This is a genomic window from Micromonospora sp. NPDC005171 (genome assembly GCF_040608575.1).
Lineage (GTDB): Bacteria > Actinomycetota > Actinomycetes > Mycobacteriales > Micromonosporaceae > Micromonospora.
This window is the reverse complement of the sequence record NZ_JBEXIM010000014.1, coordinates 50,021-66,452: the sequence shown is the minus strand read 5'-3', so window position 1 is coordinate 66,452 and position 16,432 is coordinate 50,021. Positions and strand designations below refer to the sequence as shown.

The following is a 16,432-nucleotide window of genomic DNA, read 5'->3' as shown; positions in this document are numbered from 1 at the left end:
TCGCTGCTCCTCACTCGGGTTGGATCGGACCGGGTGCGGGAACGGATCCGCCCCGCAGCCGCAGCCGGGGCGAGATCGCCAGCAGGGCACGCACTCCGGGCCAGCCGTACTGGACCGCGATCGCCACCGGAATCGCCGCTGCGGTCACCATCAGCACCAGGCGGCTCCACGCCGGAGCGTGACCACCCGCACCGGTGCCGGCATAGAGGACGAACATCAGCAGTACGACCCGGAGCCGATGCAGACCGGGAAGCTCGGTGAGCTGGGCCATGGTTCGATGATCGGCGCGGAACGGCGCCGGTCGCATCACGTGATCGCGCCATTACCGCAGGTCAAATCTGGGACGGCGGGGGTCATTCGGCACGATCCCGCCGGTTCGTCGATCTGGTCGCCCGCACCTGCCGCCCTGGCTAGGCTCGGTCGCAGGACGGCATTTCGACGCGCCTGGTAACAACCGGGGAGAACGCCATTGTCCGAATCATCCTTCAATGCCGGCGCGCTGCCGGCCGACGTCATCGCCGCCGATGCCGAGCAACGACGGCACCGGCTGTTCACCACGGCAGGCCAGCTCAGGCTCGCCGGACGCGGGATGGAGGCGCTCCACGTCCTGGCTGTGGAGATCGCCACGAACCGCAGCGGCGAGCGCCACCGTGCCCATCTGCTCGGGCGCCTGGCACAGCTCGTGGCACTGGCGCAGCCGACCATCGCCCTCGCTGGCCTGCGGGAGGCGCTCAACCTCCGACTGGACGCCCGCAGCCGCGGCACCGTGCTCGCCCTGATCGCCACGATCGCGGCCCGCACCGGACATCCGGACACCGATGCCCTGCTCCGCGAGGCGGGCACCGCGCACGCCGCTTCGGGTGATCAGGCGTCCGCCCGCCACCTCGCCCTCGGCCGGGCCGCCCGCTCGCTCGCGCACGGTGACCTGCCGGGCGCACAGGCTGTGCTGGCGGCCCTGGACCCGGACTCCTGGGCGGCACGCGCCGACGCACCGTCCATCCGGGCGGAACGGATCCTCGTGCAGCTCGGCCTGGGCCGGCACCAGGACGCGCGGGCCGCGATCCGCCAGGCGCCCGCGTCGACCGACGTTCCACTCACCGGGCTGACCGCGCTGGACTGTCTGCGCATGGTGGCCGTGGGAGAGCTGCCCGAGGCGGCCGCGCTGGCCGTCACGACGCTCAGCTCCGGCCCGGCGGACCTCAGTGAGGAGGTGCGCGCCCTGTTGATCGCGGTGATCGGTGAGGTCCGCTGTCGCCGTGGCGAACACGACGACGCGCGCGCCATCCTCCGCGCCTGCCTCGACGAGGACCGATGGCCCGACCGTACGATGTGGACTCTCGCGTTCTGTGTGGCGGTTCGTGACCCCGCCCTGAGCACACCGGCCGGTCTGCTCACCCGGGTCGTCGCCGACCTGCACCGGTCGGCGCGGTCACTCCTGCCGGTGCCGCACTTCGGCCCCCGACTGGTACGCGCGGCGGTGGCCACCGGCGACACCCAGGCCGCCTCCCGGGTCACCGAACTGGTCGAGCTGGTGTCCACCCGTACGCCGGTGCCACTGTGGCACGCGCTGGCCGACCAGACCCGAGGGTTGCGCGACGGTGACCCGGACGCGCTCCGGTCGGCGGTCGACCAGCTACGCACCACCGCCGCCCGGCCGGCGCTTGCCGACGCGTTGCTCGACCTCGCGAACAGCCCCCGGGCGCGGTCCGGGGAGGCGCGCGATGCCGCGCACGAGGCAGCTGCCCTCTACGCGCGGATCGGCGCCCCTGGCGACCAGGCGATCGCCGACCGGCGCTGCGCCGACCTCACCGCCACCGGGCGCCACCGGCCGTCGATCGACGAGCCGCCAAGCTGGGGCATCGACGCGCTCACCCCCGCCGAGGAGCGGGTGGCCGAGATGCTCGCCGCTGGCGCCACGAAGAAGGAGGCGGCACGGAGTCTCTTTGTCTCCTTCCACACCGTGGACACCCAACTCCGCTCCATATATCACAAGCTGGGCATCCACAACCGGATGCAGCTGGTACGGGCCTGGGAACGGACCAGACGATAATCAGCCGATGACCGCGCCAGCCGACCTGACCCCGCTCGCCGAAACCGTGGAGTGCGAATTCATGTACTCCTACGAGTCACAGGCGCCCGGGCCCACGTACACCGATCTCGGGATCGCGACCACCCGCATCGGCGGCGGTGTCGCCCTCGCCATGCGCAACGATCCGTCCGCCGGTTACTGGAACAAAGCCCTCGGCTTCGGCACCACCGAGCCGTTCACCACGCAGACCCTGGATGAGGTCCTCGACTTCTACCGGGTGCAGGGCGTCGAGCAGGCTGTCCTCCAACTCGTTCCGTCGGTGCTGCCCGCCGGATTCGACGAGGTCGCCGCCGCGCGGGGGCTTGAGCCGGGAAGCACCTGGGTCAAGCTCGCCGCCCGACCCGGCGACGTCGCCACGGCGCAGACCCGCCTGCGCGTCGCCCCGGTGCCGGCCGCCGAGGCGCAGCGCTGGGCCGATGTGCTGCTCGCCGGGTTCGGCATGCCGACCGGTGGGCTCACCGACATGCTGGCCGCGACGGTCGGCCAGCCGGCGTGGCGACCGTTCGCGGCCTGGGACGACGGCGAGCTGGTGGCGGGCGGCAATCTGTTCCTGCACGGCGAGGCCGCGTCGCTCAACGCCGCGGCGACGGCCTCCGGGCACCGCGGTCTCGGGGCGCAGTCGGCGCTGATCGGCGCCCGCGCCCGCGCCGCCGCCGAGGCGGGATGCCGGTGGCTGTTCGCCGAGACCGGCAAGCCCGCGCCCGGTCAGCAGAACCCGTCGCTGAACAACATGCGCCGGGCCGGGCTGGTGCCGCTCTACGAACGCCGCAACTGGGTCTGGCGAGCAGCTTCCTGAACCCCGGCCGCCGGGTTCACTTCTCGCTGTCGAGCACGGCCCCTCACGGTGGTGCCGGTGAGTCATCAATGACTCACCGGCCCCGCGCCGACCACAGGGAGCCCCGGAGCCCGGCCGGGCCCGACGCGGTCGGCGGGACTCACTCGGGCGGCTTGGCCCCCGACTGCTCGCTGACCATGTACGCCGCGTACCAGTCGGGCCAGTTGTCGTCCCGCTCGCCGGTACGTTTCTCGTGCTCCCCGTGCGCGGCGGCCGCGCGCCGCAGCGCGCTCGCCAGGTCGCTGGTGGAGCTGAACGACGTCAGGCCGCCCTCGATGCGCCCCGGGAGCCTGGTCGTGATCTCCTGCATCAGCCAGGTGTTGCCGTCCGGGTCGCGCAGGGTGGCGCGCGAGACGTAGCTGCGCCGCTGCGGGTCCGGCCCGTCAACCGGGCCGTCCGGGCTGACGTGGAAGACGTCGCCGACCTCGACTCCGGCGGCGACGAGCGCGTCGTGGGCCGCCTCGATGTCGGACACGATCAGGTACGCCATGGCCGAGCCGGGTGCCGCCGGCGTGAGCCCGGGGCCGAACTGTACGGAGCACGCTGAGCCGTGCGGCGTCAACTGGACGATGCCGGGCGGGGTCTGGTCGAGCCGCCATCCGAGTCGTTCGTAGAACGCCTTCGCCCGGTCGACATCCGACACCGGAATGACGATCACCTCGAGTTTGACGTCGAGGCTCTCGATCCGCGACGTCGCGCTCGCCTCGCCCTGGGCCACCTTCGGGCTCATCGCCCCTCCCTTTCTGATCATCGCGCTGCTGCTTGCGTCAGTGCTCGGCGCCGGCTTCCCGGCATCAGCCCGACGCCAGCCGGGTGGCCCTGCGTACCCCCAACAGGGCGACCAAAGCGAGGAGGATGACGGCGACGGAGTATTCGTCGGCGGTCCGCGGCAGGCCGCCGGCGTAGACCACGAGGAAGCCGGCGATCACCGTGGGGAGACCGAAGCCGACGTAGCAGACGACGTAGAGCACTGACAGCACGCTGGCGCGTTGGTGCGCCTCGACCAGCGGCATGACCGTCTTGAGGCTGCCCTGGAAGCCGCTGCCGAAGCCGACGCCCCCGAGCGCGAGGCCGACGAAGAAGCCGGGGATGGACTCCGCCATGATCGCCACCAACGTGACGATCATGCCCAGGATGAGTGCGACGATCCCGGTCAGGATCACGGTCCGCGCGGCGGTGTTGCGCTGTACCAGCACGGCGACCGATCCGAAGACGGCGAAGACGAAGAGGACCAGACCGCCGACCACGATCGACGTGTTCATGAGACTGCGCACAAGCGCCGGGCCGAGCGCGCCGAAGAAGCCGGCCAGCGCCCAGACCGCGAAGAGCACCGGGACGACGACCAGGACGGGCTGGCGTACCGAGCGGGGCAGCGTGACATCCGGGCGCAGGCTGCGTCGGGCACCGGCCATCGGGGTGACCGTCTCCGGCATCAGCGCGACCCCGACGGCCTGGATCAGCAGGATCACGAGCAGCACGACGTACACCAGTCGCGTCGGAGCGGGCAGGAACTGGATGAGCAGCGCCGAGAGCAGGGCACCGGTCCCGGTTCCGATACCGGGGGCGATCGAGTTCGCGAGCGTGCCCCGAGCCCGGTCGATGTCGAGCATGGCGGCGCCCACGGCGCCGGTGGCGGCACCGGCGGCCAGCCCCTGCACGAGGCGGGCGACCAACAGGGCCGCGACGCCGTTGGCGAAGATGAAGACGACCAGCGCGAGCATCTGCACCGTGATCGCGACGGCCAGCACCGGCCGCCGACCGAGGTGGTCGGACAACCTGCCGAACGTGAGCAGCGACCCCAGCACCGCGAGCGCATAGACGGCGAACACCACTGTCGTGGTGACCGGCGAGAAGTGCCAGCGTTCCTGGTACACGCCGTAGAGCGGGGTCGGGGCCGCCGATGCGGCCAGGAACGACACCAGGATCGACGCCAGCAGCACCAGGGAGACCGTCGGTGTGAGTCGGCCCCGCCCCGCGATAGGCATGTCGGTGCTCCTCGGCTGCGTGAAATGCGGTCAGCCTGGGCGTTCCGCCGACCCCCGGGGCCACGGCGGCGTACCCGGTTGGCGCCGGCACATGCCAGCTCAGCCCTCGGTGTCCTGACCGGTCGCCGGGAGGCTCGCCACGCCACGGCCCAGTGCGTCCCGGAAGTCGCGGTACCGGTCGGGCCCGAGCGTGTCGGCGAGTTTCTGCTCGATCAGGTGCACGAAGCCGTCGGTGGCCGCGATGAAGTTGCGGCCCCGATCCGTCGGCACGATCAACTTTGCCCGCCGGTCGGCCGGGTCGGGCGTACGCCGGACGTAGCCGAGCCGCTCCAACTCGTCGAGGATCGCGCCCATCGTCTGCTTGTTCCGGCCGGCCAGCCGGGCCAGCTCACCGGGGCGGGTGCCCTCGGCGTCCAGGTAGGCGAGGACCGCGCCGTGGCGGGGCCGGACGTCGTCGAAGCCCTGCTCCGCCGCGCGTCGAAAGATCTCCCGCTGGACGCGGGCGGAGAGTTGCACGGCCAGGATCCCAAGGTCAGGATCCTGTTCCTTCAGTGTGCTGCGCTTCATATTTTGGTCCAATCATTGGACTGTACAAGTTTTGGACTATATCGTCGCTGGCGGCGACCGATGATCCGACCTCGGTCCGCCTGACCGAGAGGATGACCATGACCATTCTGATAACCGGGGCAAACGGCACCGTGTCGCGGGAGGTGCTGCGGGAGTTGGCCGGCCAGCAGCCGGTCCGCGCGCTCGTGCGGGACGCGTCGCGTACGCCCGGGCTCGACGGGGTCGAGTACGTCGTCGGCGACCTGGACCGCCCCACCACACTGACCTCGGCATTCGAGGGCGTGACGACGCTGTGGCTGCTGATGCCGATGGGTCCGCTCGCACCGAGCCAGAGCATGAACGCGGTGTGGGCGGCCCGGCAGGCCGGGGTGCGGCACATCGTCCGACTCTCCGCGATCGGCGCCGCGCACGACGCGCCGACCCGCAACGGCCGACTGCACGCGCTCTCCGACGCGGAACTGCAGGAGTCGGGCATCCCCTGGACGATCCTGCGGCCGAGCTACTTCATGCAGAACCTGCTCGTCGCCAAGGCCGGTGAGCACCTCTACGGGCTCTTCGGTGACGCGCGGGTCGGCCTGATCGACGCCCGGGACATCGCCGCCGCAGGCGCGGCGATCCTCGCCGCACCCGAGCGGCACGAAGGCAGGATCTACACGCCCACCGGCCCGGAGAGCATCACCCTGGACCAGGCGGCCGACGAGATCGCCCGCACGCTCGGCCAGCCGGTGCGCTACGTGCCGCAGAGTCCGGAACAGACGCACGACGGCCTGCTCCAGGCCGGCCTCGACCAGTGGTCGGCCGAGGTCCTCGCCGAGTACCGGGTCGCCTACGGCTCCGGGTGGGGCGACTTCACCAACGACCATGTCGAGCGAGTCGTTGGCCGGAAGCCGCGGACCTTCGCCGAGTTCGCCCACGATCACCGTGAGCACTTTGCCAGCGTCTGATCCGTGCACAGCACGGCGCGGCGTGCCCTCCGGCGCGATCGCACCGGGGGGCACGCCGCGCGGTTCACCAGTCCGGCGGGCCCTCGTCGTCCGGCACCACCGTCGAGTCCCGCTCCGTCGTTCGAAATCGCTGCTGATAGGCGCGGGGCGGCACCCCCACCCGGGCGAGAAACATCCGACGCAACGTCTCCGGGCTGCCAATGCCGACCTGTTGAGCGCAGGCGGTGACCGACTTCCCCGCGTGCAGCAGCCGGATGGCAGCGTCGACCCGCACGCCCTCCACGTACTTGCTGGGGCTGCTGCCAAGCTCCTGCCGGAACATCCGGGAGAGGTGACGGGGGCTGACATGCGCCCGGGCGGCAAGGGCCGTCACCGAGTGGTCGTCGGCCGGGTCGGCAGCCACCGCGTCGATCACCTGCCGCAGCACCGGAGTGCGAGGTCGGGGCAGGGCAAGCGACGGCGAGAACTGTGACTGGCCGCCCGGCCGCTGCAGGAAGACGACGAGCGACTGGGCCACCGACCGGGCGATCTCCGGACCATGGTCGCGCTCCACCAGGGCCAACGCGAGGTCGATGCCCGCGGACACGCCGGCCGAGGTGAAGACCGTCCCATCCCGCACGAAGATCGCGTCGCTCTCCACACTGACCTGCGGAAAAGCGGCCGAAAGCAACCGCGCGTGCTGCCAGTGCGTGGTCGCCCGCCGACCGTCCAGCAGGCCGGCGGCGGCCAGGACGAACGCGCCGGTGCAGACCGCTGCGGTGCGGTCGGCGCCGCGCGACAGCGCCGCGGCGGCGGCGGTGAGCTCGGCACTGATCGGGCGCACCGCCAGCACGTCGCCGCCGACCACGAGGGCGGTCCCGACGTCAATGGCCGCGTCGACCGCGCCATCCACCTGGACGCGCAGGCCATTCGAGGCACGAACGGCGGCACCGTCGCTGGAGCGCACCCCCAGCTCGTACCGGGCGCCGAACTTGGCGGCCTCGGCGAAGACCTCGAACGGTCCGGCGAGGTCCAGCAACGTCATCCCGTCGAAGACGAGGGCGGTGACCCGGTGTACCCCTGCCGTCCGGCTGCCCACCGCGTCAACCCCCTCGATTGTTGTCCTGATCTGAGGGAAGCATGGCAGATAGGACAGCGCATCCGGCGGGTCCAGCGGGTGACGCTTGACGCATCGGAGCCCGGCCGGGCTCCCGAACCGACAGGACCGTGATGAGCCAGACAACGATCGCCGGCATCGAGATCCCCGACTCGCAGCTCGCCACCGACGCCACCGAACTGGTCCGCCAGGCCACCGACGACCTGCTGTTCCACCATTCGCGGCGGGTCTTCCTCTTCGGCACGCTCCAGGGTCGGCGGCTCGGCCTGAAGGCCGACCCCGAGCTGCTCTACGTGGGAGCGATGTTCCACGACCTGGGACTGACCGAACGCTACCGCCGCGACGATCAACGCTTCGAACTCGACGGCGCCGACGAGGCACGCCGCTTCCTCCGCTCGAACGGCATCGGCGAACACGAGGCCCGACTCGTCTGGGAAGGGATCGCCCTGCACACCACGCCCGAGATTCCGTACCGCCTGGAACCCGAGGTGGCCCTGGTCACCGCGGGTGTCGAGACGGACGTGCTCGGGATCGGCTACCACGAGCTGTCGCCGGCCGACATCGCGGCGGTCACCACGGCACACCCGCGGCCGAACTTCAAGCGGGCCATCGTCGACGCCTTCGCAGCCGGTTTCCGGCACCGGCCGGACACCACCTTCGGGACCGTCAACGGCGACGTACTGGAGCACCGGGTGCCCGGTTACCGCCACATCGACTTCGTCCGGGTCATCGAGGGCTCCGCCTGGCCGGAATGAACCCCTACAGCTCGGGATGGCCGAAGAGCCCCGGCAGCCCGCCGCTGTGCAGGAAGACGACCCGGTCGCCGCGCGGGAAGCTGCCGGCCAGCAGCGCCGCCATGGCCCGACCGGTGTACGTCGGGTCCAGGAAGACCCCCTCCGTACGCGCGGTGGTCTCCAGCGCCGCCCGGACGGCGTCGGTAAGCGTGCGGTACCCGGCACCCACCTGGGACCCGTCGATCCGCAGCGCGTCCGGCTCGACCTCGCCGACGAGCAACCCGGCGACTGTCGCCCGAGGGTCCGGCACGGCACCGACATCCACGCCGATCACCCGCTCCGCGCCCAGTTCCCGCACCAGGCCGGCCATCGTCCCGCCGGAGCCGAGCGCCGCCACCACCTCGACCCCGTCGGCATCCGGCAGCTGGGCCCGCAGCTCCCGAGCGCAGTCCACATAACCCTGGACCGACGCGGGTGAGGTGCCGCCGAACGGGATGACGTACGCCGATCGTCGCTCCGCCTCGACCGCCACCGCCTCGGCGAGCGGACGGTCCCCGGCCCAGACGATCTCCGCCCCGGCGAGCCCGTCGAGCAGCAGGTTGCCTCGCGGGCTCTCCGGGGGCGGGCCGGCGAGCACCAGCACGCAGGAGAGGCCGAGCCGCGCGGCGGCGGCTGCGGTGAGCCGGGCGTGGTTGCTCTGCGGCGCCCCCGAGGTGATGACCGTGCTGGCGCCGGCGACGATCGCCTGCGCGCAGGTGTACCGCAGCTTGCGGATCTTGTTGCCGCCCCCGCCGAGGCCGCTGAGGTCGTCTCGCTTCAACCAGAGCTCGGCCAGGCCCAGCCGGGCGGCGAGTCGGGGCGCGGCCTCCAGCGGCGTCGGCCAGGTACCGAGGGGAACGGGTGTGATCATCCATGCAGCTAAGCACTCCGCCGCCCCGCACGCAGCTTCCCGGCCCTCGTCAGCCCTCGTCGGCTATGCCCGACGGGCTGCTGCCTCGGGCAGCGGGCCGACGTCCGCGTGGCGTCCGGGGCGGAGCGCCGCGTGCCGCTGCCCGGGACCCGCCCCGTCGCGGGCGGCGAGCGCGTCGGCCACTGCTCCGGTGGAGAACGCGTAGATGGACTTGTGCAGCATGTCGATGGCGAGTTCTGGGCGGGGCCAGGTGAGCGGAGGCGCCCCCACACCTGTGGCGTTCTCCAGGATCTGGTCGTTGGTCAAGCGCACCGCCGTGAACATCGCTGAAGCCCACACGCCGCGCAGCCCGGCCTGCGCCATGACGCTGCGCAGTACGCCGACCAGCGCGCCCTGGCCGTAGTGCATCGCCAGGTTCTGCCACCGGGGCTGCTGACCGGAGGATTCCGGCAGGCCGGTCAGCCTGGCCAGCACCCGGGCCGGCACGTAGGAGTCGGGCCGACCGGTCATCCGCTGTTCGATCTTCTCCGCGCCCGTCATCACCGCCGCGCCGGCCAGCCCCGCCACCACTCCCTGCCACACCGCTCGCTTCAGCATGATTCGGCCCTACCCACCGGTCAGGCACCCACACCCGCGAATCGTCGTCGGACCTCGTTCCGGACGACCGCCTGGTTTGCCACCGTCCGGGGTGGGTACGCTGGTGCTCGGGTCAAGACATGCGCCCTCCAGTGGTCAACCCTGCCGTGCACGCGCGGCGGATCGGCCACCCTCGTCGAGGCCGGAGGCAGCATGTGACCGACCAGATCCCCCTGCTCCGGCCGCAGCCGCACGGCGCCCCTGAGGATCAGCACAGCAGCCTCGGCGAACCGATCATGTCGCTGACGTTGAGCCACGACGGCGCCGTCAGCGTGATCAGCGTTGCCGGCGAGATCGACCTGAGCAATGCCCACCTGTTGACCGAACTGGTGGAGTTCCTGTGCCGCGCCCCGACGCCGCTGATCGCGGTGGACCTGTCGGCGCTCCGCTTCATCGGCGCGCACGGCATCGGCGCCCTGCTCACCTCCGGACGGCTGGCCGCCGAAGCGGGCGGTCGGCTGACGCTTCGCGCCCTCTCGCCGTTCGCCAGCCGTGTCCTTGGCGTCGCCGGGGTGCTGCGGCACCTCGAACGCGACGACGTGCCGACACCAACCGGCCCGCCAGGAAGCGACGTGGCTCCGCAGCGCCCCCGCCGCGCGGCACAGACACCTCAACCCCTCGGCCGCTCCGTCGCCGCTCGACCCTAGGCGGCACGGCCACATCCCCGCGCCCTGTCGGGTAACCCGGCAGTCAGGGCGACACTCACCCCTTGGTCTTGCCCACCGCCTGGGCGACCAGGGCCTCGGCGACCTCGCGCACCTTCCGGTTGGTGTCCTGGGAGATCTTCGACAGCAGCGCGAACGCCTCATCCGGCGAGCACCGCCGGCTCCCCATGATGATCCCCTTGGCCTGCTCGATCACGGCCCGGTTCCGCATCGCCTGCTGCATCTGCCCGGCCAGCGTGGCGGCGTTCTCGTACAGGTGCGCGTTGGCCAGTGCCACCGCGGCGTACGCGGCGAAGCCCTCCGCGCTGGCGATCGAGGGCGGGTCGAATGCGTTCGCCGAATCGCTGTAGACGTTGAGCGCCCCGACCACCGACCCCTGGACGGGAAGCCCGATGGAGAGGGAACTCCGCACACCGGCGGCGCGAGCCCTCTCCGCCCATACCGGCCAGCGATCTTCGGTGGCCATGTCCGGCACCGAGATGGTGTCACCGCTGGCGGAGGCATCCAGGCAGGGCCCCCGGTGCTGCTCGTACTGCCACTCGTCCAGCTGACGGGCGAGTTCGCCGGTGAATGCCCCGGTCCAGCCGACCTGACCTCGAACCAGAGTGACGGTCACCTCCCTCGTCCCGGGAATGCTGCCTTTGGCGAGTTCGGCGATCCGGAGCAGCATGTCGTCGAGGCTGACCTCGTCGAGTCTGACCCTGCCCAGCTCGGCCAACGCGTCGGCGGGATCCATCGTCGGCTGCGTCATCGCAGTACGCCCTCCTCGATCGGCGTCGGCCGGATGGGAACATTCCGGCACGGCCGGCATCCCGTCAGATGCCGGCAGCTCCGCCCCGGGGCGGTCGTCAGCAATCGTGGTCGTACCCTCTGAGCCACCCGCTCACACCCTGCTGAGGGCGTGGCGGCCTGCGTCACCGCGGATCAGCTCCAGCGGGGTCGGGGGCGACGACGGTCGTCAGCGGCCGTGTCACACCGAGCCGGTGAACTGGCTGACGTGGTAGGCGGTGCTGCGGCCGTCCGGGGTGCGGGTCCATTTGGAGACCATCAGGTGCAGGTCGTCGGCGTTCCGGCTCGACCAGGGATGGATGAAACCACCGTAGAGGGCGGGCTCCTGCCAGCTGGTCAGCTGAACCTTCTCCGCCGTCCAGGACCGGTCGGGTCCGGACGCGGTCCGGGTGACCAGGCATCCGTTCTGGCAGTTGAGGTAGGACATCACCCAGGTTCCATCGGCCAGCCGGCGCACCGACGGTTCGCCGAAGCGGCCGGTGAGGATGGGTGTGCAGGGTCTCCCCCAGCCCCAGTTGGCGCCGTTCCAGCCCCAGCCCTCATATGACTCCGGGTAGAACAGCCGGTCCCACCGGACGCGTCGCAGCATCATCGGGCCGTCCTGCCGCCCGGACCGGACCGAGAAGACGTAGACGTACTCGCCGTCGCGTTGCATGGTCCACATCTGGTACGGGTCCTTGTTGTCCGGGCTGTTCCACCATTTCAACGGAGTACGGATGAAGTCGTTGCCGTTGTCGGAGAAGGTCAGCCCCGCGTAGCGGGACTTCCACTGCGGCCCGGCCGGGCCGGCGGAGTTCCAGTTCTCGATGCTCATGTAGGAGATGAGCTGCCGACCGGTCTCCGGAAAGCTGATGCCGTCGTTGGGGATGACAGTCACCTCGGGAAGACCGTCGATGCCGATGCCGTGGTGGCCGTTGTGCATCAGCTCCGGTGCCCGTCCGTTGCCGGCGACCCGTGCGGCGCTGTCGAAGACGATTCCGCCCGGCGCGCCGGGGTGGACGGCGGAGCGCAACATGACCGGCGACCGCCAGTCGTTCGGCAGGGGCGGGCCCTCGGGCCACGGCGTGTCGAAGGTGTCGCCGAAGAGGTAGCCGATCGACCCGTTCTCCAGCACGTAGGGGATGCCCAGATCGGTGCCGGCCACCCGCCATCGGCTACTGGTGTCCAGGTCCGCGCCGGTCAGCCGCTTCTTCCAGACCGCCGCCTGGGCTGGAGCGGCAGTGGCCAGGATCGCGCCGACGGAACCGACCGCGCTGGCAGCCCCGATCGCGGCGGCGCGGCCGAGCAACGAGCGACGACGTACCCCCATGGCTGCCCCTTCCTGTCGCACTCGTCACGGCGGTGCCGTGTGGATGAACAGCGGTTGCGGGCGAGTAAACCCGCCGGCAATCGCCACTGTCAATACCTGCCCGCCCTGAACGATGCATTGAAGGAATTCTTCATAGAAGATTGACAGCCATCATCGCCCTGAAGAAACTCTCAGCATTCGGTTCCCGGTCAGTGGCGGTCTTTTGACGCCACCAGCTGACCATCCCCGACCCGACGAGGAGCAGCGTGAGACGTACTCTCCTGGCCCTGCTGATGGCCCTCGGCGTCGCTGGCACGACGGTCCCGGCCACGCTGGCGCACGCGGACCCGGTCGGCACCCTGGCCTGCCCCTCCATCCCCGCGAACCGCGACCCGGCGGTGACCCTGGTCGTCTACCGGGTCGCCCGGGCGTACAACGCCAACGACAAGGTCACGCTGTCCGCGTTCGAGGCGGGCTGGGTCGAGTCACACATGAACAACCTGCCGTGTGGCGACAAGTCGTCGCTCGGGGTGTTCCAGCAGCGCTGGGACTACGGGTGGGGCACTCCGGAGCAGATCATGGACCCGGTCTACGCCAGCACCCAGTACGTCACCCGGGCCATCGTCTGCGACCGCGACAACCCCGGTTACAGTGCCGGCCAGGTCGCCCAGTGCGTCCAACGGTCCGGCTTCCCCGACCGGTACGACCAGGCAGCCGCGACCGCCCGGACCCAGCTCAACGAGGCGGCCCGCACCCACGCCATCGCCGGTGGATCCCACACCGACGTGACCGGCGACGGCCGCGACGACGTCGTCACCTTCACCCAGAACGCCCTCGCCGACGTCTACGTGGGAACGTCCACCGGCAGCTCCTACGCCGGCACCTCGGCGAAGTGGAACGATTTCTTCTCCCTCGGTGGCGAGACCGCCACCACCGGCGACGTCAACGGCGACGGCCGGGACGACGTCGTCACCTTCGCTCACAGCAACACCGGCGACGTCTACGTCGCGCTCTCCACCGGCACCTCGTTCGGTGCTGGCCTCAAGTGGCACGACTGGTTCGCCCCGGCCGCGGAGATCGGCGCGGTGGGCGACGTCAACGGCGACGGACGCGACGACATCGTGGCGTTCACGCACAACCCCGCCGGCGACGTGTACGTCGCGCTCTCCACCGGCACCGGCTTCGGCGCCGGCCTCAAGTGGCACGAGTTCTTCAGCCCGTACGGCGAGTTCCCCGCGCTCGGTGACGTCAACGGCGACGGCCGCGACGACCTCATCACCTTCACCCAGGGCCCCGCCACCGCCAGCGACGTCATCGTCGCGCTGTCGAGCGGCAGTTCCTTCGGCGCCGCCCAGAAGTGGCACGACCTGTTCGCCGTCGGCGCCGAACTACCCCGCGTCGGTGACATCAATGGCGATGGCAGGGACGACATCGTCACCTTCACCTGCGATCCCAACGCCGACGTGTACGCCGCCACCTCCACCGGCACCGGCTTCGCCGGAACCACAGTGAAGTGGCACGACTTCTTCTGCCTGGCCGGCGAGTTCCCCTACCTCGGCGACGCCAACGGGGACGGCAGGGACGACCTCATCGTCTTCACCAAGGGCGCCACCAACGATGTCCACGTGGCGCTCTCCACCGGCACCGGCTTCCTCGGCGCCACCAGATGGCACGACTTCTTCGGCCTCAACGGCGAGACGACGCTGTGATCAGCGGATTGGAGACCCCATGCGACTGACCAGGGGCACGTGCGCCCTCTTCCTGGCGGCGACGCTTGCCGGTCAGGTCGCGGCCGCGCCGGCCGACGCGGCCGGACCCGCGGCACCCGGCTCGATCACCGCTGACTTCACCCGGGCCGCCGCCGAGTTCGACGTGCCCCGGGACCTGCTGGTCGCCGTCGGCTACGGTGAGTCCCGGCTGGACGGGCACGGCGGCCTGCCCAGTCAGGCCAACGGGTACGGGGTCATGCACCTCGTCAGCAACCCCACCCAGCACAGCCTGGAGCGGGCGGCCACGCTCACCGGCGAACCGGTCGACCGCCTGCGCTCGGTCACCGCCGCCAACATCCGTGGCGGTGCGGCGGTGCTCCGCGACCTGGCCGACGCCGAGGGGTTGACCGGCGGAGCACGCGACCGGCTCTCCGCCTGGTATCCGGTGGTGGCGCGCTACAGCGCAGCCGTCGACCCCTCGACCGCCCGGCTCTACGCCGACCACGTCTACGACCTGCTGCGCACCGGTATCGCCGCCGGACCGGTACCGGTCGCGCCGCGACCGCTCCGACCCGAACTCGGCCGCTACGCGGGGGTCGCCCCCGCAGGCGCCGCCGGTGCGAACATCGCGGCGGCGGTGCCGGAGTACGCGTTGGCCCGGTGGGTGCCCGCCTACAGCGGCAACTACCAGGCCGGCCGGTCGGCGCGGATAACCACTGTGGTGGTGCACGTGACCCAGGGGTCGTACGCCGGCACGGTGAGCTGGTTCCAGAACCCGTCGGCGGGGGTCAGCGCGCACTACGTGGTGAAGTCGAGCAACGGCGAGATCACTCAGATGGTGCGCGAGGGCGACACGGCCTACCACGCACGCTCGGCCAACCCGTACTCGGTGGGCATCGAACACGAGGGGTTCGTGGACAACCCGGCCTGGTTCACCGACGCCATGTACCGGTCGTCCGCCGCGCTGACCCGCTACCTCTGCGACAGGTACGGGCTGCCGAAGACCCGCGCGTCGATCAGGGGCCACAACGAGATGCCCGGCAACGACCACACCGACCCCGGCCCGAACTGGAACTGGAACTACTACATCTCCCTGGTCAACGCCGGCGGCTCGGGAGGCCGGTACCTGGCCGGGTCGCCGACGGACTTCACCGGCGACGGCCGCGACGACATCGTCGCCTTCACCCGCGGCTCGCTCAACGACGTGTACGTGTCGGCGTCCACCGGCTCCTCGTTCGCCGGGACGTCGGTGAAGTGGAACGACTTCTTCGGGCTCAACGACGAGACGCTGCTGTCCGGGGACTTCAACGGCGACGGGCGCGACGACATCGTGGCGTTCACGCACGGCACCCTCGCCGACGTCTACGTGGCGCTGTCGAACGGGTCGTCGTTCGCCGGCGCCACCAAGTGGCATGACTGGTTCGCGCCGAACGCCGAGGTCGCCGCGGTGGGGGACGTCAACGGTGACGGTCGCGACGACATCATCGCCTTCACCCACGACGGCGCCGGGGACGTGTACGTCGCGTTGTCCGCCGGTTCGTCGTTCGCCGGAACAGCGCTCAAGTGGCACGAGTACTTCTCGATCGCCGGTGAGTACCCGGCCCTCGGCGACGTGAACGGCGACGGCCGGGACGACATCATCACCTTCACCCAGGGGCCGGTCGCGGCGTCCGACGTCATCGTCGCCCTGTCCACCGGAACCGTGTTCGGGGCGGCGCAGACCTGGCATGACCTGTTCGCGGTCGGCACCGAACTGCCGCGCGTCGGGGACATCAACGGTGACGGCCGCGACGACATCGTCACGTTCACCTGCAACGCCGATGCCGACGTCTACGCCGCCGTCTCCACCGGCACCTCGTTCGTCGGCACCACCGTCAAGTGGAACGACTTCTTCTGCCTGCCCGGCGAGTTCCCCTACCTGGGCGACTACAACGGCGACGGCATTGACGACGTCGTCGTCTTCACCAAGGGCAACCTCAACGACGTCCACGTCGGCCTCTCCACCGGCACCAGCTTCCTCGGCGGCGTGAAGTGGCACGACTTCTTCGGCCTGCCCAACGAGACCACCCTCTGACCTCCAGGGAGTCCGCAATGTTCGACGTTCCCCCGCCCGCATCGATCAGCCGACGCCGGCTCATCGGTGCCTCGGCGGCGGCCGCCGCCGGGTTGTTCACCGGCGCCCTCG

At 70.9% G+C, this 16,432-nt stretch carries 16 protein-coding genes; 7 read left to right on the top strand and 9 right to left on the bottom strand.

What is annotated here, in order from left to right:
- Window positions 1–10 precede the first annotated feature (10 nt).
- Window positions 11–271, bottom strand: a complete 261-nt coding sequence (locus ABZU74_RS18800; protein ID WP_355425178.1) for a hypothetical protein — start codon at window positions 269–271, stop codon at window positions 11–13.
- Between the two features lie 198 nt (window positions 272–469).
- Between ABZU74_RS18800 and ABZU74_RS18795 the strand changes: the two genes are divergently transcribed.
- Window positions 470–2,050: a helix-turn-helix transcriptional regulator gene (locus ABZU74_RS18795; protein WP_355425175.1), complete on the top strand. Its 1,581-nt coding sequence runs from the start codon at window positions 470–472 to the stop codon at window positions 2,048–2,050.
- 7 nt (window positions 2,051–2,057) lie between these two features.
- On the top strand, window positions 2,058–2,885 hold the full coding sequence (locus tag ABZU74_RS18790; RefSeq protein ID WP_355425173.1) for a GNAT family N-acetyltransferase: 828 nt from the start codon (window positions 2,058–2,060) through the stop codon (window positions 2,883–2,885).
- 139 nt (window positions 2,886–3,024) lie between these two features.
- On the opposite strand, the gene ABZU74_RS18785 is transcribed toward ABZU74_RS18790, so the two are convergent.
- The 3 genes from ABZU74_RS18785 to ABZU74_RS18775 form a co-directional block, all read right to left on the bottom strand.
- On the bottom strand, window positions 3,025–3,654 hold the full coding sequence (locus ABZU74_RS18785; RefSeq protein ID WP_355425170.1) for a VOC family protein: 630 nt from the start codon (window positions 3,652–3,654) through the stop codon (window positions 3,025–3,027).
- Window positions 3,655–3,718: 64 nt separating this feature from the next.
- On the bottom strand, window positions 3,719–4,909 hold the full coding sequence (locus tag ABZU74_RS18780; protein WP_355425168.1) for an MFS transporter: 1,191 nt from the start codon (window positions 4,907–4,909) through the stop codon (window positions 3,719–3,721).
- Window positions 4,910–5,008: 99 nt separating this feature from the next.
- Complete coding sequence (locus ABZU74_RS18775; protein WP_355425165.1) at window positions 5,009–5,476, bottom strand: MarR family transcriptional regulator; 468 nt, start codon at window positions 5,474–5,476, stop codon at window positions 5,009–5,011.
- Window positions 5,477–5,574: 98 nt separating this feature from the next.
- Here ABZU74_RS18775 and ABZU74_RS18770 point away from each other — a divergent pair, with 98 nt between their 5' ends.
- Entirely contained in the window at window positions 5,575–6,420 is an 846-nt protein-coding gene (locus ABZU74_RS18770; RefSeq protein WP_355425162.1) for an NAD(P)H-binding protein, read from the top strand.
- A gap of 64 nt (window positions 6,421–6,484) precedes the next feature.
- Here the strand turns inward: ABZU74_RS18770 and ABZU74_RS18765 are convergent, their stop codons facing one another.
- Window positions 6,485–7,498 (bottom strand): DJ-1/PfpI family protein, encoded by a 1,014-nt coding sequence (locus ABZU74_RS18765; protein ID WP_355425159.1) that lies wholly within the window; start codon window positions 7,496–7,498, stop codon window positions 6,485–6,487.
- Between the two features lie 131 nt (window positions 7,499–7,629).
- Here ABZU74_RS18765 and ABZU74_RS18760 point away from each other — a divergent pair, with 131 nt between their 5' ends.
- Window positions 7,630–8,271, top strand: a complete 642-nt coding sequence (locus tag ABZU74_RS18760) for an HD domain-containing protein (protein ID WP_355425156.1) — start codon at window positions 7,630–7,632, stop codon at window positions 8,269–8,271.
- 4 nt (window positions 8,272–8,275) lie between these two features.
- Here ABZU74_RS18760 and ABZU74_RS18755 read toward each other — a convergent pair whose 3' ends face one another.
- The gene (locus ABZU74_RS18755; RefSeq protein WP_355425153.1) at window positions 8,276–9,160 is read right to left on the bottom strand and encodes a pyridoxal-phosphate dependent enzyme; all 885 of its coding nucleotides are present in this window, start codon (window positions 9,158–9,160) and stop codon (window positions 8,276–8,278) included.
- Between the two features lie 63 nt (window positions 9,161–9,223).
- Window positions 9,224–9,757, bottom strand: coding sequence for a hypothetical protein (locus ABZU74_RS18750; RefSeq protein WP_355425150.1), 534 nt, complete (start codon window positions 9,755–9,757; stop codon window positions 9,224–9,226).
- A gap of 194 nt (window positions 9,758–9,951) precedes the next feature.
- Here ABZU74_RS18750 and ABZU74_RS18745 point away from each other — a divergent pair, with 194 nt between their 5' ends.
- Window positions 9,952–10,443, top strand: a complete 492-nt coding sequence (locus ABZU74_RS18745) for an STAS domain-containing protein (protein WP_355425147.1) — start codon at window positions 9,952–9,954, stop codon at window positions 10,441–10,443.
- A 55-nt stretch (window positions 10,444–10,498) separates the two neighbouring features.
- On the opposite strand, the gene ABZU74_RS18740 is transcribed toward ABZU74_RS18745, so the two are convergent.
- Window positions 10,499–11,212 (bottom strand): GAF and ANTAR domain-containing protein, encoded by a 714-nt coding sequence (locus tag ABZU74_RS18740; protein ID WP_355425144.1) that lies wholly within the window; start codon window positions 11,210–11,212, stop codon window positions 10,499–10,501.
- Between the two features lie 219 nt (window positions 11,213–11,431).
- A complete protein-coding gene (locus ABZU74_RS18735) occupies window positions 11,432–12,559 on the bottom strand; it encodes a DUF4185 domain-containing protein (RefSeq protein WP_355425141.1) in 1,128 nt (375 codons plus the stop codon).
- Window positions 12,560–12,804: 245 nt separating this feature from the next.
- Between ABZU74_RS18735 and ABZU74_RS18730 the strand changes: the two genes are divergently transcribed.
- Together ABZU74_RS18730 and ABZU74_RS18725 are read left to right on the top strand one after the other, a co-directional pair.
- Window positions 12,805–14,247: a VCBS repeat-containing protein gene (locus tag ABZU74_RS18730; protein WP_355425138.1), complete on the top strand. Its 1,443-nt coding sequence runs from the start codon at window positions 12,805–12,807 to the stop codon at window positions 14,245–14,247.
- 19 nt (window positions 14,248–14,266) lie between these two features.
- Complete coding sequence (locus ABZU74_RS18725; RefSeq protein ID WP_355425135.1) at window positions 14,267–16,321, top strand: N-acetylmuramoyl-L-alanine amidase; 2,055 nt, start codon at window positions 14,267–14,269, stop codon at window positions 16,319–16,321.
- Window positions 16,322–16,432 lie beyond the last annotated feature (111 nt).

Bases quoted from the DNA above. Each gene is read 5' to 3' on its own strand.
- ABZU74_RS18800 (WP_355425178.1), bottom strand. From the start codon at position 271: ATGGCCCAGCTCACCGAGCTTCCCGGTCTGCATCGGCTCCGGGTCGTA.
- ABZU74_RS18790 (WP_355425173.1), top strand. From the start codon at position 2,058: ATGACCGCGCCAGCCGACCTGACCCCGCTCGCCGAAACCGTGGAGTGC.
- ABZU74_RS18785 (WP_355425170.1), bottom strand. From the start codon at position 3,654: ATGAGCCCGAAGGTGGCCCAGGGCGAGGCGAGCGCGACGTCGCGGATC.
- ABZU74_RS18780 (WP_355425168.1), bottom strand. From the start codon at position 4,909: ATGCCTATCGCGGGGCGGGGCCGACTCACACCGACGGTCTCCCTGGTG.
- ABZU74_RS18775 (WP_355425165.1), bottom strand. From the start codon at position 5,476: ATGAAGCGCAGCACACTGAAGGAACAGGATCCTGACCTTGGGATCCTG.
- ABZU74_RS18770 (WP_355425162.1), top strand. From the start codon at position 5,575: ATGACCATTCTGATAACCGGGGCAAACGGCACCGTGTCGCGGGAGGTG.
- ABZU74_RS18760 (WP_355425156.1), top strand. From the start codon at position 7,630: ATGAGCCAGACAACGATCGCCGGCATCGAGATCCCCGACTCGCAGCTC.
- ABZU74_RS18755 (WP_355425153.1), bottom strand. From the start codon at position 9,160: ATGATCACACCCGTTCCCCTCGGTACCTGGCCGACGCCGCTGGAGGCC.
- ABZU74_RS18750 (WP_355425150.1), bottom strand. From the start codon at position 9,757: ATGCTGAAGCGAGCGGTGTGGCAGGGAGTGGTGGCGGGGCTGGCCGGC.
- ABZU74_RS18740 (WP_355425144.1), bottom strand. From the start codon at position 11,212: ATGACGCAGCCGACGATGGATCCCGCCGACGCGTTGGCCGAGCTGGGC.
- ABZU74_RS18735 (WP_355425141.1), bottom strand. From the start codon at position 12,559: ATGGGGGTACGTCGTCGCTCGTTGCTCGGCCGCGCCGCCGCGATCGGG.
- ABZU74_RS18725 (WP_355425135.1), top strand. From the start codon at position 14,267: ATGCGACTGACCAGGGGCACGTGCGCCCTCTTCCTGGCGGCGACGCTT.